This window comes from Streptomyces sp. NPDC014676, assembly GCF_043084105.1.
GTDB lineage: Bacteria > Actinomycetota > Actinomycetes > Streptomycetales > Streptomycetaceae > Streptomyces.
Genome location: NZ_JBIBZI010000023.1, coordinates 25,664 through 41,256 on the forward strand (window position 1 = coordinate 25,664; position 15,593 = coordinate 41,256).

At 66.0% G+C, this 15,593-nt stretch carries 11 protein-coding genes; 5 read left to right on the forward strand and 6 right to left on the reverse strand.

Annotation, left to right across the window (positions count from 1 at the left end; all coding sequences use genetic code 11):
• Window positions 1-4: 4 nt before the first annotated feature.
• The gene (locus ACF1DX_RS36745) at window positions 5-370 is read left to right on the forward strand and encodes a hypothetical protein (protein WP_391795491.1); all 366 of its coding nucleotides are present in this window, start codon (window positions 5-7) and stop codon (window positions 368-370) included.
• 58 nt (window positions 371-428) lie between these two features.
• Here ACF1DX_RS36745 and ACF1DX_RS36750 read toward each other — a convergent pair whose 3' ends face one another.
• The 5 genes from ACF1DX_RS36750 to ACF1DX_RS36770 all read right to left on the reverse strand — a co-directional run bounded on the left by ACF1DX_RS36750 (window position 429) and on the right by ACF1DX_RS36770 (window position 10,341).
• Complete coding sequence (locus ACF1DX_RS36750) at window positions 429-3,347, reverse strand: BTAD domain-containing putative transcriptional regulator (RefSeq protein WP_391795492.1); 2,919 nt, start codon at window positions 3,345-3,347, stop codon at window positions 429-431.
• Between the two features lie 521 nt (window positions 3,348-3,868).
• Complete coding sequence (locus ACF1DX_RS36755) at window positions 3,869-6,382, reverse strand: hypothetical protein (protein ID WP_391795493.1); 2,514 nt, start codon at window positions 6,380-6,382, stop codon at window positions 3,869-3,871.
• Window positions 6,383-6,748: 366 nt separating this feature from the next.
• Window positions 6,749-7,558 (reverse strand): maleylpyruvate isomerase N-terminal domain-containing protein, encoded by an 810-nt coding sequence (locus tag ACF1DX_RS36760; RefSeq protein WP_391795494.1) that lies wholly within the window; start codon window positions 7,556-7,558, stop codon window positions 6,749-6,751.
• A 597-nt stretch (window positions 7,559-8,155) separates the two neighbouring features.
• Window positions 8,156-9,223 (reverse strand): MBL fold metallo-hydrolase, encoded by a 1,068-nt coding sequence (locus ACF1DX_RS36765; protein WP_391795495.1) that lies wholly within the window; start codon window positions 9,221-9,223, stop codon window positions 8,156-8,158.
• 14 nt (window positions 9,224-9,237) lie between these two features.
• Complete coding sequence (locus tag ACF1DX_RS36770; protein ID WP_391795496.1) at window positions 9,238-10,341, reverse strand: NAD(P)-dependent alcohol dehydrogenase; 1,104 nt, start codon at window positions 10,339-10,341, stop codon at window positions 9,238-9,240.
• Window positions 10,342-10,614: 273 nt separating this feature from the next.
• Here ACF1DX_RS36770 and ACF1DX_RS36775 point away from each other — a divergent pair, with 273 nt between their 5' ends.
• Together ACF1DX_RS36775 and ACF1DX_RS36780 are read left to right on the forward strand one after the other, a co-directional pair.
• Complete coding sequence (locus tag ACF1DX_RS36775; protein ID WP_391795497.1) at window positions 10,615-11,145, forward strand: MarR family winged helix-turn-helix transcriptional regulator; 531 nt, start codon at window positions 10,615-10,617, stop codon at window positions 11,143-11,145.
• Window positions 11,146-11,538: 393 nt separating this feature from the next.
• Window positions 11,539-12,501, forward strand: a complete 963-nt coding sequence (locus ACF1DX_RS36780) for an ion transporter (protein ID WP_391795498.1) — start codon at window positions 11,539-11,541, stop codon at window positions 12,499-12,501.
• 360 nt (window positions 12,502-12,861) lie between these two features.
• Here ACF1DX_RS36780 and ACF1DX_RS36785 read toward each other — a convergent pair whose 3' ends face one another.
• A complete protein-coding gene (locus ACF1DX_RS36785; RefSeq protein ID WP_391795499.1) occupies window positions 12,862-13,095 on the reverse strand; it encodes a hypothetical protein in 234 nt (77 codons plus the stop codon).
• A gap of 278 nt (window positions 13,096-13,373) precedes the next feature.
• Here ACF1DX_RS36785 and ACF1DX_RS36790 point away from each other — a divergent pair, with 278 nt between their 5' ends.
• Entirely contained in the window at window positions 13,374-14,411 is a 1,038-nt protein-coding gene (locus ACF1DX_RS36790) for an NAD-dependent epimerase/dehydratase family protein (protein ID WP_391795500.1), read from the forward strand.
• A 215-nt stretch (window positions 14,412-14,626) separates the two neighbouring features.
• Complete coding sequence (locus ACF1DX_RS36795; RefSeq protein WP_391795501.1) at window positions 14,627-15,490, forward strand: UbiA prenyltransferase family protein; 864 nt, start codon at window positions 14,627-14,629, stop codon at window positions 15,488-15,490.
• Window positions 15,491-15,593 lie beyond the last annotated feature (103 nt).

Sequence of the window (15,593 nt, forward strand, 5' to 3'; positions counted from 1 at the left end):
TGATGTGGCGTTTGCCCAGGTGGGCGCGGGAGAAGCGGGCCTTGTCCGCGACAACCGCGCCCGGCCGGGTGCGGGGCCGGCCGACCGGCAGGGACTGACGCGCTTCGTTATCTCCAGCCCCCTGGGCTCCGGCGCCGCGTGCTTCGTCGGCCAGGAAGCGGTGGCCGACCTCCGGATCGTCACGGTGCGCGTCGGACAGCGCGTCCGCACGATACGCCTCCCCCAGCACGGCATCGGTCACCGGCTGGTGCAGCCGGCGGTAGCAGGGCTGTCCGGCGGACTTCAGCACCCGGCGCGGGGCCATGACGGGCACCCCGCCCCGGCCGGTTCCTTCACGAGCGGGCAGGTCCTTGCCCGGCAGATGCGCTGACGCGCATGGTCAATGATCCTCTTGGGGCGTACCCCGGTCCGTTCTTGGTTTTCTCGCCTTACATCGTTCCTCGGTTCGACAAGCGAGCAGGCATCACTTCTTTAATTTTGAGGTTGAGAGACTGAATGAGGGACTTCGCCATATCCTCCTCGGACCCCTCCAGGAAATCGAGCGCCATCCTCCAGGCCCCGTAGGCCGCATTACTGTTCCCGCTGCTTGAATACACGTCACCCAGCTGGCCCAGGGATACGGCGGCAAAAAGATCACTGCCAAGACTCTGGAAGAGATCGATCGCATTTTTGTAGGCGGTGGTCGCCTCTCCGTAGTGACCCATCTTCTGATGTGCCGTCCCCAGGCAGTCCCAGCTGTGAGCCAGACCGTATCGATCGCTGGCCTGGGACCATAGAGGGATGGTGCGCATGCATATTTCAACCGCTTGTTCGAAGTCGCCGAGCTGTATGTACTCGTTGCCGGTGTTGTTGAGTATCGTGGCCACAAATGCCGGATTTTCTTTTTCCGTGAAAAATCCTAGTGCTATTTTATAGTTTTCAATTGCTTCCGTATGTCTGCCGAGGGCGCCCGCACTGATTCCGAGCGAGACATGGCATTGGCCCTCGAAATCCCGTTCTCCGATCTCTCGGAACTCGATCATTGCCGCTTGCGCGTACGACTGTGCCAACTCGTGCTCGCCGCGCGTACTGTGCGCCTTTGACAAACTATGGCGTGCCAGAGCTCGCATCCAGGCGTCATTGAGGTTCTCCGCTGCGGTCAGCGCGAGGAGCTGAGTTCGGATCCACGCGTGCCAGCGCCCCGAAAATTGAAGATAGGTTTCCATTGCACGGGCCAGGTGCCAGACTTCGGAATACATGCCGAAACGCATCGCACTGTCAATTATTTCAAGGAGTACGGAATGTTCGGCAGCGCTCCATTTGAAAGCGTCCGCGTAGGCGTCGAATTTTTCCACGATGACACCTGGCGACGGAGGGGGGACGTCGACCTGAGGCCGGTTCGGGTTCAGCATCTTTGCGGCGGCATGCGCATTGACGGCATAGAAGTTGATCAGACGAGAGCGTGCGGCATGATGGGATTCGGACGCATCCGTCACGGAGACCAGCTCATTTGCGTATGCCAGTAGCAGGTCATGTGCGGCAAAGGTGCCGGGCGATACCTCTTCGAGGAGTGCGGCTTCACAGAGTTCTGTCAGAAGTCGGCGTGCTTCTCGGGCACCGATGTCGGCCAGGCTGGCGACCGACGCGACCGTCATCTGCGATCCTGGATGCAATGCCAGAAGCCGGAACAGCCGTGCTGCCGGATCGTTGAGGGAAGCATAGGACCAGGAGAATACATTTCTTATGTCAAGTGCGGGATCTTGATTGCCGAAGCCGTCAAGATTTCCTGCGGATTCCCGAAGCTCCTGCACAATTTCAGCGAGCAGAAAATTCGGCCGTGCGGCTGCCCGAGCGGCCACTATGGCGATCGCGAGTGGCAGCTGGGCACAACACGCGATGATGTCCAGGGCCGCGCCCCGCTCCGTTTGCAAGCGCTGAGGACCCAGTCGCTGCTCGAGCATGTCGAGGGCATCCTCGACAGGAAGGACTTCAAGGTGAATCAGATGAGCGCCTTCGCCGACTATCAGGCCGGTCAGCTGCACACGACTCGTGACAATGATGAGAGTTGACTGTCCCCCGGCCAGCAACGGACGAACTTGCTGTGCGTCACGTGCGTTGTCCAGCACGATGAGCATCCGGCGATCGGCAAGAATGCCGCGGTACATGGCTGCTTGCGCATCAGGATGCGCCGGCATCTTTTGCGGAGTGACTCCCATGGATTCCAGAAGAATGCGAACCGCTTCGGTGGCCGACTTGGGCTGCCCATCGGCACTGAACCCTCGCAGATCGAGGTAGATGTGGCCGTCCGGAAAAATTTTCGCTACTCGATGAGCCCAGTGAATCGCGAAGCTGGTCTTGCCGACGCCGGCAGTTCCTGTGACGAGACCAATGGTGGGCCCAGCTCGGTCATCGACCCTGGTGGCAAGGTTGACTGCGTCCTGAAGCTGTGTCTGGCGTCCTGCGAAGACAGGCAGCCCTGGAGGGAGCTGGTCCTGTGGAACAAAAAGATCTGTTGCGACTGCTGGAGCTTCTGGCGTCGAATTTTTGCCGGTCTGCTCGTAGTGCTTGAGCTCTGGAAGAGCGAGGAGAGGACTTTCCGACAGCAGTTGGCTGTGTATCTCTCGCAGTTGAGGACCGGGCTCGACTCCCAGTTCGTTCACCAGCACGTGCCGAGCATCCTGATAAACGCTCAATGCCTCGGCCTGGCGCCCGCATCGGTACAGTGCGAGCATCAGCAGGGCCCGCAGTTGCTCACGTAGCGGATACTCTGCGCAAAGGGCTGTCAGTTCAGCAACTACATCCGTATGACGGCCCAGCCGGAGGTTGAGTTCGAGACGCTCCTCCAGGATACTCATACGCCGCTCCGCGAGGCGCATGCTCTCCTTGTGCGCAAAGGGACCGGGCACGCCCTCGAGGGGCGAACCCTGCCAAGCATCAAGCGCAGATGTGAATGCCTCTACCGCTGCGAAATGACTCCCCTCTTGAACCAGCCGGCGTCCTTCGGAGACCATGGCTTCGAAGTCCGTCATGTCGAGAGAGTGACTTCCGGACATCAGAATCGCATAACCCCCCGCAGTGGAGGTGATGAATTGCGCCTCGCGGTCGGCGGGAAGGCTGGGATCCACAACACGGCGCAACCGGGATATATAGGTGCGCAAGGTAGGGACCGCGGCAAGCGGAGGGTTGTCTCCCCATACGGCATGGATGAGTTGATCGATCGAGACCGATCGTCCCTCCCGCATGAGGAGGACTGCCAGTACCGCCCTCTGCTGCGGCGATCCGAGATCGACCTCTTTCCCGCCGCACCAAGCCCGGACAGGCCCCAGCACGGAGAACCGGAGCTCTGCCCCGCCTTGGTTGATCGCCAACTGCTCAGTGCTGGTTCTTTTCCGGTGGTGGGACATCGGCGCCGATCGCCTCTCATCTTGCCAGGTATGTACGGATGCGTACGAATTGCCCCTGTATTGTAATTATGTACAGATGAATCAGGTACTGCTAAAAATTCCCGACTCCGATCCCGCTCGATTGAGCACCTCGGGCTGTAACGCCTTGTGTCGTCGCGTATGCGGGTCGGCCAGCATAGTACAAGGTTGTACATCTTGCAGCCGATTTCTAAACTTTTCGGACTTCACACTGACACACGGTAAAAAATAAGGACATCCTTATGTGTCAGTGAAAACTTCTCCCTCCGAGTGCCAGGTGATGAGAGTCAGAAGCCTCCGTCGATCGTGGTGACGACAGGGCAGCGGAAGACGCCGCGGTTCGAGTCCGTGCCGGCAAAGGCCCACAGGATCGGCTGCACCATCACCCATACGGCCGGCCCCGCCTCCGCGACGGACGGACCCACGGACCCACATCACCCGCCGCGCCTACTGCTTGACGGACCTTGTCAGAAATCAGCGGTGCGACTGCGCGACAGGAAGGGAATCTCGCGGTCATAGAGGTCGCGCAGCGTGCTGGCTATTTTGTCGTAGTACTGGCGGACGGTGCGGAGGTTGGGCTTGTGGTCCGCCCCGAAAAATCTTATCTCGAGCAGCACGAGAGGTATACCGATACCGCTGCTGTCCAGCTCCTCGAATGTTGTCATGAGACCGAACACGTCATCCGGAGAAAATACCCTGCCGCTGTGCTCAGGATACAGTGCATCGCTCACGTAGCCCGCGGGACTCGGGTCGCCCGGCGGAGAAAGTTCCAGTAGAGGGAGGTCGAAATCCGGCCGCTTGTATTTTTCTTTGAGAACGAAGGAGACCGGCCGGTTGGATTCGATGAAATGCTTCTCCATGTCTTTGCCGATGCCGCCGGCCCTCTTTTTCAAGTATTCGATGACGCGCGGGGAAAGGGCCTGCCGTATGACGGAAAGCGGGTTACGGCTGAGAACCGGGGTGTAGTTCTTGATGACCACCTCGTCGTCAGGGGAGGTGGCCTGAACATAGTAGGACCTCAGGAGGGCGGCGAGATGCGTGTAGACGAGCGCGGTGAAACCGGCAAGGGCAGTGGATTCCAAGGCGATGGAGCGACTGCTGCCCTCTCCTCTGTGCTGCTTCAGATACTCATTTCTGACTTTCTGGCCGAACTTGAGGCCATGGTCGAGATTTGCCATCGCAGTCCGGATCGCAGAATTCACCGCCCTCGCACGCCCCTCTTTCAGAATGAACTCGAGGAAGGAGTACAAAGAGGCCAGTGGGACACCTGCGGTGAAGTGGATGCTGAGTCCTTCGTCCAGGTTTCGCGGGTCGATCTTGCCGATGATCGACGATTCGTGATCTTCGATCGTGAACCTATTGCTGTCCGGGAACAAGTCGGACAGCAATTTACTCTCCCCTGGAGGCACATCGCTCAGCCGTTGCAAAATCAGAGCGACATCGGAAAAGACGTCGTCCGCCGAAAGTCCGGATGTTTCCTTGCCGTGGACCCTCATGGGGCTCGAGGTGATCTCGATGATGGACTGGCCGTCCAGACCGGTGTCCGACACCAGTCGCAAGGTTCGGGCTTTCATGAAGTGTTCTTTTACATTTGGCGAATCGACCTCGAATTCGGTTTCGAGTTCTACGCCGAGCATGCCGTAGTGGTGGCTGGTGGGTGCGTCGACCAGGGCCTGGGCAAGGGTGGCTGATTGAGGACGGGCGGGGAGAGAGGCGAGGTCGACGGCCCGGCCGGTGGGAGTGATGACGATCATGCGGGTGCCGCGTCCGGCCCTTATCCATCGCTGGGCCTGATCGTGCAGTGTCTCCACGGGGCGGCGTGCCTGGGGGTCCACGCGCACGATGTGGGTGCGGCCGTCCGGGTGGGCGCCGATGTGGACGTAGAGGAGGGCGTGCCCGATGTCTTTACGGCCTTGTTCGAGGAGGAGGGCTGTGCTTCCTCGGCCGGCCTGGTGCAGTGCTGTGACGATCTGATCGACAGTCGACACAGGCGTCCATGTTCCGCCCGGAACGAGCCGGTCCTCGGCCCGGAGGGAGCCTGCGGCGAGGTCGTCCACGGTGATGGCCGGGCGGATCGCGTGGCGGCCCGGCCGAACCGTGTCATAAGTGTCTGCCACCGGGTACAGCCGCGCGAGCACGGCTTCCATGAGGTCGACGCAGTCGAGCACGCCAGGGTCGGCGGCGAATGCGTCTTTTGTCGTGCCGGCCTGTGCGACAACCCGCTCGACCGCGGCGTCGACCGCGGCGCGCAGGAACCCGACAGGTTCTTCGGAGCGCTGCCACGGGACGATTCGGTCAGCCGTGGCCGGGCTGGTGGTGCCGGCATGAGGGGGTGTGAGGGTCCGGCTGCGTGGGGTGTCCAGGAACACACGGGGTGCCGGGGCCTGCTCCCTTTCGTGCTCTGGATCCCTAGGACGCGTTTCCCCGACCGCGGCCACGCCGGCATCCGAATCCGGGCGAATGCCGAATCCACTCCTCCTTCGTTGTGCCGGCAGTGGGGTGTCGCGTCGCTCTGCGATCTTTTGATCATCAGGACGCGCGTACTCGCCGGTCCGGTCAGCCTTCGTGCCGTTCCACGCCTCTTCTGCCGCAGAGGACGCCGATGCCACCGAAGTCATGGGAGTTTCGCCGGATGTCGCGGGGCCGGCGGAATGAACCGCCCGCCCCTCCGCCGGCACCGGCTGCGGGCCGCGGGCGGGACGGTGCGCCACGGCGGCGGCATCAGGATCCCCGAAGAGGGGCAAGGCGGCGAAGTCCTCCGTGAAGTCCGGATTCCCGTTCGCTGTGGTCTGCGGGTCGTCCAGGCCGCCGGCATCATACTCACCGGCCGTCGCAGGGGCCTGTCCCTGCGACGGCCGGCCGGGATATGACAGTCGATCGTAGTAATCGATCAGGACGGCGATCTTCTTCAGCTGATCGGCTTGGCGTTTCACCGCTCGCACGACGTCGCGCGGCAAGCCGTCGAAACACACAGTTGCCATGGGGGAAGTCATAAGCGATACCTTCTTGCTCTGTCTCACGAAGTCGTCGCACTTGATCGGCCAACCGCCTCTCACGGAGGAGGGACAAGCCGTCGCAGTGAAAAGTTTTTGATCAATATGTCGAATCAGCCGGAGGTCGGCATCGTCTCGGAGCCAGGTCTGCTGCCCTGCCGGAAAGAAGCACTGTCCAGGTGAAGAGGCGTCTCGGGCCATACCCGCGTGTCCGCTTCGAGGGTGGCGGCCGGACGGTGGTCGCGCAGCCCTGGGGCGTACTGCTGTCGAGACCGTCCGCAAGGCCGGCTCACGACGGCCGGCCGGTCGCTCCCCGCCGGGAACGTCCCCTGACGTCCCGGCGACATGTCCGGGTCAGGTGGCAACTTTCCGGAGAAGGGTCAGCCGAGCGACCGCGGGGGCGGACGATCCGAACACCTCCCGGGGTTCGGGACCGCGTCCCGCGAGGCTGTCGAGCGCCTCCCCCACCGGTCCGGACAGTTCGGCACCCGCCTGCGGCGACGCGGCTGTCACCCTGATGCTGTCGTCGGCGTGCGTGATTTCGTAACAGCCGTCCGGGCTCCCGTCGAGGGCCACGGTCGTGCGCACATACCGGCCTTCCCAGCCTGCCGGGGCCGCCGCCGCGAGCAGCCCGTACATCGTGGCGGCCCTCAGCTCACCGGCCGGGTACACGGGTTCCGGTCCCGTGCACAGGACGATGTCCCTTTCATGCATCCACGCGTCCCAGAAGGTGTGCGCCGAGGACACCGACCAGTGCAGCGTCCGCCGCAGCTGCCCCTTCACGACCTCCGGCGGATTCACCTCCGCCTTGTGCTCCAGCAGGCGTGCCTCCTGGTCGATCAACAGCTTCAGCTCGTCCAGGGTCTCCTCGGGGCTCTGTCCCTCCGAGGCGGCGAGCCACGTGGCGGGCGAGGTCGCGGGGTCGAAGGGGCCTCCCACCGGGAACGGGGCCGGCGGACCGCCCAGGCGCGCGACGTGGAGGGAGACCACGTCCCTGACATGGCGTACGACATCGTGCACCGACCACAGGGTGCACCGGGTGGGCGCGCGCCAGAACGAGGCGTCCCAGGAGGACACCGTCGTCAGGAAACGGTGGCGCTGTGACCGGAAGGCCTCGACGACCGCGAAGGGGCCGCCCGTCATCCCTTCTCTCTCGTCCAGCACGGCAGGTGATTCGATGTGTCCGACGATGGCCGGACTCCTTTCAGAAGAGGTGAATCCCGCTCACAGGCACAGTCCGTCCGGTGCGGCGGGCGGCCCTGCCGGGATCACCCGCTGCGGTCGCCTGCGTCCGAGCGTGGCATGGCGGTTGCACGGCAGTCGGCCCCGCGGCTCCCTGGCAAACAGCTCATCGGCGTCGCGATCGGGACGGATGGGGCATCAGTACAACGAGGTCCCGGTCATCCGGGTTCAGCGAGCCTTTCTCGGTCTGACGCGGCCGGCACCTCCCGACGGGCGGGCCGGGCCGACGTCCGCGTCCGGCGGACGTCCCGGGGGACAGCGGTCCCTGACGGGGCACCGGCCGTGCCGGATCATGAGCGTCGGGCCCGGCGGCCGTCCGTCCCGGGCCGCGGGGTAACCCTCACCGTCGTCTTCTCCGCGGTCCTGCGCGAAAGCCGCCGGCCCGCGGGCCGGGCATGACGGTTGCCGTCCTGGGCAGGGGGTGGATCCTCCCCCCGCGTCATTGCCGTGGGGGGAGGGCCGCCCCCGGAGTGCCGCGCTCGGCACGGTCGGGTCACAGGGCTGGTCCATACGTGGGGATCAGACGATGTACCAGGGTCCGCCGTCACCGCGCGTCTGGTATCCGTGGTGGGTCCGCTCGAGGCGGGAGGACTCCATGACGGTGTAGGCGTGGTACTTGGTGAACTGGGTCGCGCCGGCGAGCCGTTCGGGCCAGGTCCGGCCGTTGGAGGTGGACTTGGTGAGCGCCTTCTCGGTGATGTAGTTCGCCATGGAGTTGATCCAGTTCTCCGAGGCGGTCAGCACATGCCCCCGGCCGCTGCCGCCGAGGAAGCCGCTCAGGACCTCCTTGGTGCTCAGCTCCCTGAGCGCCTCGTCGGTGAATGTCCGCAGGTCGTGCCAGTACTCACGCGCGGCCTCCACGTCCTCGCGGGTGCCCCAGCGCCAACTGTGGCCGCCGACGTACGCCTTGAAGTCGTAGGCGAGGATGTCGTCGTGGGCCTGGAAGTACCCGCTGATGTTCTCCGAGGCGTCGGCGTGCATGAAGGCCACCGAGCCGGGACTGACAATGTCGATCTTGGTGAGCACCTTCTGTTGCGGCGCGTAGATGTAGATGTTGCCCGGGGTGTGGTCGAATCCCTTGTAGGACAGTTCAAGTTTGGCGCCGTTGACCTCGAGCGTCTCGTCGGTGGAGAACGTCTCGGTGGGCGCCGGGCGGTACGGGTCGGGGAAACGGGTCAGAAGCTCACGGGTCATCTCGTGCCCGATGATCTTGACGTTCGGTCCGAAGGCCTTCGCTCCGCCGATGTGGTCGCTGTGCCAGTGGCTGTAGATCAGGTGGGTGACCGGTTCGTCGGTGACCGACTCGACCGCAGCCACCATGTTCTCGCCGAGCGCGGGCGGAGCGTCGATCGCGACGACGCCGTTGCCCGTCAGCATGAAGGCGGCGTCGTAGCCGCTGGGGCTGCCGACCCAGTAGAACCCGTCGCCGTCACCCAGCTTCTCGACGCGGTAACCCTTCTCGTAGAAGGCCGGGTCGTCGAGGTGCCCGGGCAGGAAGTGCTGCGGGGCCTCGATGTTCTCCGAGGGCTCGGACTTCGGGAAACCCCACTTCCGCGCGGCGTAGAAGTCTCCGTACTTGCTGGCCATGGCATTGCTCCTTCTCAGTCGCTGGTGTCCGTCATGCGGAGGACCGGTTTGACGACGTCTCCGCGTGCCGCGTCGGCGAACGCGGTGTTGATGTCGTCGAAGTCGTAGAAGCGGACCAGCCGGTCGAACGGGAACCGTCCGGACCGGTACAGCTGAATGAGCCTCGGGATGAACAGGCGGGGGTTCGAATCGCCCTGGACGATGCCGCGCACCGACATCCCGAGCCCGAGCTTGGCGGTGGGGATCCTGGCGTCCTCGCTGCCTGCCACGAGGCCGGCCTGCCCCGCTGCCGCCAGGGCGTCGACAGCGTGGTCGATCATGTCGGCGCGGCCGGTGGTGTCGAGGGCGTACGCGACTCCCCGGCCGGTGATGCGCTTGATCTCCTCGGCCACGTGCGTCTGGCGGGCGTCGATGACGTGCGTGGCGCCCAGTTCCGCGGCGAGCGCGAGGCGCTGTGGATTCACGTCCACGGCGATGACGGTTGCCGCGCCCGACAGATGCGCGGCCATGAGTGCGCCGAACCCGACGGCTCCGACGCCGAGGACCGCCACGGAGGAACCCGCGGGAACGGCGAAGGAGTTCAGTACGGCGCCGGCTCCGGTCTGCAGGCCGCAGCCGAGTGGTCCGAGTATGTCCAGCGGGACGTCGTCGGGGACCTTGACGGCGTTGCGCTGTGTGGCGAGCGCGTACGTGGCGAACGAGGACTGGCCGAAGAAGTGCCCGTGGATCTCGCCGCCGTCGGTGCGGCGGATTCCCCGGGTTCCGTCGAGCCGCGCACCGGCGAAGTTCGCGGCGATCGCACTGTCGCAGAACGCGGGATGCCCGCTCAGGCACTGCTCGCAGTGGCCGCACGCCTGGAACGACAGGACGACGTGATCCCCGGGTCGCAGTTCCGTGACGGACGGGCCGATCCGCTCGACCACGCCCGCTCCCTCGTGACCCGGCACGAGGGGGAGCGGGGCGGGGATGCGCTGGTTCCACACATGGGAATCGGTCTGGCAGACGCCCGTGGCGACCACTCTGACCAGAATCTCGTCGCCGACCGGTTCCTCGAGTTCGAGGTCCTCGATCACAAGAGGTTCCGACCGGGCTCGCGCGACTGCTGCTCGGATGTGCATGAGAGGTCCTTCCCATCGGCATGGGGCGGTCGTTCCCCAGCGGTCCGGTGCACAGGGCGCGCCGGCGGTCCGGCGCGTCAGCGCGAAGAAGCGGCGGACCTGCCTCCCCGCAGACGGCCCACGACACTCGCAGCCGCCGTCCATCACTTCAAGCGTTGAGCAAAAGGTATCCGTGATGACTTCAAGCTTCAAGGGGTTTGAGAGAGATGAAAGTTTTAGCTTGAAGTGACTCCGGGAGGTCGATCACTTTCGGGTTGAAGTTACAATGGCGGCATGGACAGTGCACCGGAGCCGCGTTGGCTCAACGCCGAGGAGCAGCAGACCTGGCTCGCGGTCGTGTACTTGCTCGCCCGGCTGCCTTCGGCGCTGGACGCGCAGACGCAGCGTGATTCCGGGATCAGCCTGTTCGAGTACCAGGTCCTCTCCGGACTTTCCATGACTCCCGGACACAGCCTGCGGATGAGCGACCTGGCCGAGTACACCTCGAGCAGCCTGTCGCGGCTGTCCAACGTCGCCTCACGGCTCGAGCGGCGCGGGTGGCTGTGCCGAACCGCCGACCCCTCCGACGGCCGCTTCACTCGGGCCGTCCTCACCGAAGCCGGTCTGGAGAAGGTCGTCGCCGCCGCTCCCGGGCACGTCGAGGAGGTGCGCCGTCTGCTCTTCGATCCCCTCACCAAGGCGCAGCAGGGCCGGCTCAACCAGATCTGCCGACGCGTCCTGCGCGCCATCGATCCCGAAGAGCAGCGGGTGGACGACCCCTTCAAGGCCATCGGGCGCGCAGCGGCCGCACAGCAGCCGGAGTGACGAAGGGGTTCGGTGCGCCAGGGCGCTCCCTGTCCCGGCGCCCTGCTGCCGGGCGCCCGGTCCCCGCTCCCTCGTGCCCGGCGAACGACGGCCTCGTGCCAGGTCCCGGGGCCTGGCCGGAAAGGAACTCGCCCGCGACCACGGGACCGCGGGCCGCGCCCGCTGTGGTCCGCGACGGCTCCGGGCGTCTCACCGGCGTGGTGAGCCCGTACGATCCGCCGGCCCGCGGCCTCGGGCGGTGTGACGGCAGGACCCGGCCGAGTGCCCCGGACCCCCGGGCGTTCGCGCATTGATGTAGAGGTCTCTTCTGAAGCATGATCACTCAACGCTCCCGTGTCCGGTCGGCTCGGCCGGGACGGACCGTCGCAGGCACGGAGGAGACAAGGCAGCAGGATGCCGCAGCACCAAGACCACGTGGCCGGATCCATCGCCCTGTCCGGGCGCGGGCGACTCGCACGCCGCTGCCGTGACATCACGGAGACCCGCTGGTTCGCCGTCACCGTCTTCGCTCTGATCCTCGTCAACGCCGCACTGCTGGGCCTGGAGACGTACTCCGGAGTCGTCGAGGAATGGCACCGCTGGTTATGGCTCGCCGAACACGCCTGTCTGGCCGCGTTCACCGTCGAGATCCTGCTGCGCATGGCCGCGCACGCCGACCGTCCACGGGACTTCTGCAAAGACCCGTGGAACCTCTTCGACCTGGCCGTGGTCCTGTGCGCCTTCCTGCCCGTCGTCCGCGAGAACACCACGGTGCTGCGGCTGCTCAGGCTGGCCAGGGTCCTGCGCACCGCCCGCTTCCTGCCCCAGTTGCGCATCGTGCTCGTCGCGGTCGCCCGCAGCCTGCCCGGCGCCCTGAGCTTCCTGCTCGTCGGCGCCCTGCTCCTGTACGTGTACGCCATGGTCGGCTGGGTCTTCTTCGGCCACCACGACCCCGAGCACTACGGCTCCATCGGCCGCGCCGTCCTCACCCTCTTCCTCCTGATGATGCTCGACGGCATCGGTGACGCGATCCACGCGGGCCTGGAGATATCCCGGTGGAGTCTCCTCTACTACGCCTCCTACGTCCTGCTCGCCTCCTTCGTCCTCGTCAACGTTCTCATCGGCGTCGTCCTCACCTCCCTCGACGAGGCCCGGGGCATGGAGGAGGGAGAAGAGGAAACGCCGGCAGCGCGCCGGCCGGCCCCGGACCGGACGGACCGGCAACACCTGCGCCGGCGTATCGAAGCGGCCCGCAGAGCCCTGGACGACCTGGAACGCGACCTCGCCCCCCGGGCCGGGCCGCTCGCGGACGGGGAAGGGGAACGGCGCGGAGCACAGAGCCTCAGCCTCACCGCCGTCGACCACGACACCCGCTGAGCGGCCTCGTTCATGAACGTTGCGGCTGATGAGGCGCGTCCCGGATGGGATCCGCCCGAAGGCCCGAACCGGCGAGGCGGGGGACCGCCGGCTCGGCACTCCAGCGGGACCCCTGTGTCCGCCCTGCCGACGGCCCGGCGGCGGGGAGCACAACGGGAGTCCGGCACGGGTGGGGCGGTCCTGGGCGGACCGGGTCGTGCGGCAGATGCCGCGGCCGCGGAAACACCCGCACCGGGGCTGCCTCACCCACGGGGATACCCGGCGGTGGCACGAGCAAGGACACGCTCTCGCAACGCAAACAGGGAGCATCCGGCATCAGCGGGAAGGTTCACTTCCGGCGATCGCGTAGACCCGTTCCAGTCACTTCTTGCGCATCTGGCGCAGAGTTTTGCATGCGGCTTTCCGGCTCGCACCGGCGACACCGTCGACATCGTTGTCTAAAAAAACGGACAAAAGAATAAAAACACTTCTGCGATTGCCGTAGAACCGGCATCCCCGCGTCGCGCGTACGACATCGGCCCGCACGATCGGCGAGGGCCCAACATTGGCCGCATACTTTCCCTGACGGACCGCCGTGCCACAGTGCTTCTTCACCGGTCACCTGACTCCATGTCATCGTTCCGATTGCACGGCCCGCCAGTGCCGACGGGTGTCCTGCTCCAGCATTCGCCGCCCTGTCCGCGCGATGCAATGAACGGAATCAACGTGAAACAGCTTTCTCCCGCACCCACGCCTCCGGCTCTGTCATATGCCGCAGGCGCATGCCAGAGCGTTCTCACGGTCGACACGCCGACACTGCCGCAGTCGTCCCTCTCCGTGAGCCACAGCGCACACCACCGTCTCCTCAGCACCACAGGGACGGAGATACCGACATGCTCACCCGCGTAGTGGTCACGGGCAGCAGCGGCATGCTCGGCACCGCGCTGGCGCGGCGGCTGGCCGAAAGCGGCTGCGAGGTCGTAGGACTCGACCTGGCGCACCGTACCGACTCACCCGCCACCCGGCTGGTCACGGGCGACATCCGTGACGCCGCTCTGCTGCGGCAGGTCGTCAAGGGCGCCGATCTGGTGGTGCACAGCGCCTCGGCCCTGCCCAGCTATCCCTCGGCCCAGATCGACTCCGTCGTCGTCGAGGGAACGCGCACGGTGCTCGCCGCGGCGGCGAGCGAGAACGTGCCACGCGTCATTCATCTGTCGACGGGTTCCGTGTACGGACTGCCCACCCAGGTACCGACACCGGAGACCCACCCCCGCCGGCCGATCGATCCCTACGGCACGGCGAAGGCCCGGGCGGAGGAGCTGGTGGAGGAGGCACGCGCCGACGGCATGGTCGTCCCTGTGCTCCGCCCGAAGACGTTCCTGGGTCCGGGACGTCTCGGCATCTTCTCGATGCTCTTCGAATGGGCGGACGAGGGACACCACTTCCCTGTGCTCGGCGACGGCCGCGTACGCAGCCAGATGCTGGACGTCGAGGACCTCATCGATGTCATCCTGCTGGCCGCCGAAGCCCCCGCGGAAGCGGTCAACACGGAATTCAACGTGGGCTCCGCGGAGTTCGGCACCCTGCGGGAGGACTTCCAGACGGTGCTCGACGCCGCCGGGCACGGCAAGCGTGTCATCGGACTGCCGATGAGACCCGCCGTGGCGGCCCTGGAGCTGCTCGCCCGGGCCCGTCTCTCCCCCGTGTACATGCGGCTGATCCACAAGCTGCGCATGGACTCCTACATGGACATCACCCGCATGCGCGAGCGGCTCGGCTTCACGCCGCGTCACTCCAACCGTGAGGCCATTCTGCGCAGTTTCGCGTGGTGGCGGTCGCAGCCACGCGGCGGCGGTGCCGCAGCGGGCGGCAGGACCAGCCGCGATGCCTGGGGGCAGGGAGCGCTCAAACTGGCGAAGGCGGTCTTCTGAACCGTTGCGAGACAGGCTCGACAGCATCCGCGCACCTCCCGCCCCTCACTCCGGTTCCGAGGAGAGTCATGTCCGGCGTCAACTCCACCACGTCCCCCCTCCCTTCAACCCCCACTTCCGCCTCGTCCGCGCCCACCACCTCCGTCACTCCCCCGGCGCCCGCCGCGCACGGCGGTTCCCCGGTGGCGCGGCCTCCCACCAGACCTCCGCACCGCGTGCTGCGCGTCCCTCGTGCGCTGCTGCACCTGTCACGGCCCTACCAGTGGGCGAAGAACCCGGTTGTCATCGCCCTGCCGGCGGTCGTCCTGCACCGGGGTACGGCGCAGACGGCGCTCGCCGTGCTGTGGGCCACGGCCCTGTTCGCCCTGGCCTCGATAGCCGTCTACGTGCTCAACGACATCCTCGACCGGGAGCGCGACCGCCTCAACCCCTCCAAGAGCCACCGTCCGCTGGCCTCCGGTGAGTTGTCCCCGGGCGCGGCCTGGACCTACCTGGCCGCGGTCTGCGCCGCCCTCGCGGCAGGCGTCGCCCTGGCCTCCCTGGAACGGGCCTGGCCGGTGCTGGTGTACCTGGCGCTCAACCTGGCCTACAGCTACCGGCTCAAGCACATATCGCTCGTCGACGCCTTCGTGGTCGCCGTGGGCTTCGTCCTGCGCGCCGTCCAGGGCTACCTGGCACTGGGCGCCGGACCGTCGTCCTGGTTGCTGCTGACCGTACTGACCGGCTGTCTGCTGCTCGCGCTCGGCAAGCGCCGCAGGGAACTCCTCGATGTCGGCGGGGAGCACCGGCCCGCCCTCGCCGGGTACTCGGTGCAGTTCATCGACTACCTCACCCTGATCAGCGCCACCTTGTCCGCGGTGACCCTCGGGATCCACCTGACGGCCGCCCCCGACGAGAGCCCCGAAGCCACGGCCCTCGTCTTCCTGACGCTGGGCACCTCGGTGTTCGCCGTCTTCCGCTATCTGCAGTTGCTGCTCGTGGACGGCGGCGGCGCCGACCCGGTGCGCACGCTGTTCCGGGACCGGCTGATGGTCGGCTGCGGCATCGTGTGGACCGGCGTCTTCACGCTGCTCTCCTGAGGCCCGCACGACGCCCCGGCGCGCCGCCCCCGCCCCCGCGCGCCGCCTCCGCCTCCGCCTCCGCCTCTGCCGGCGCCGCAGCCTCGACCGCTCCTTTCCCCTC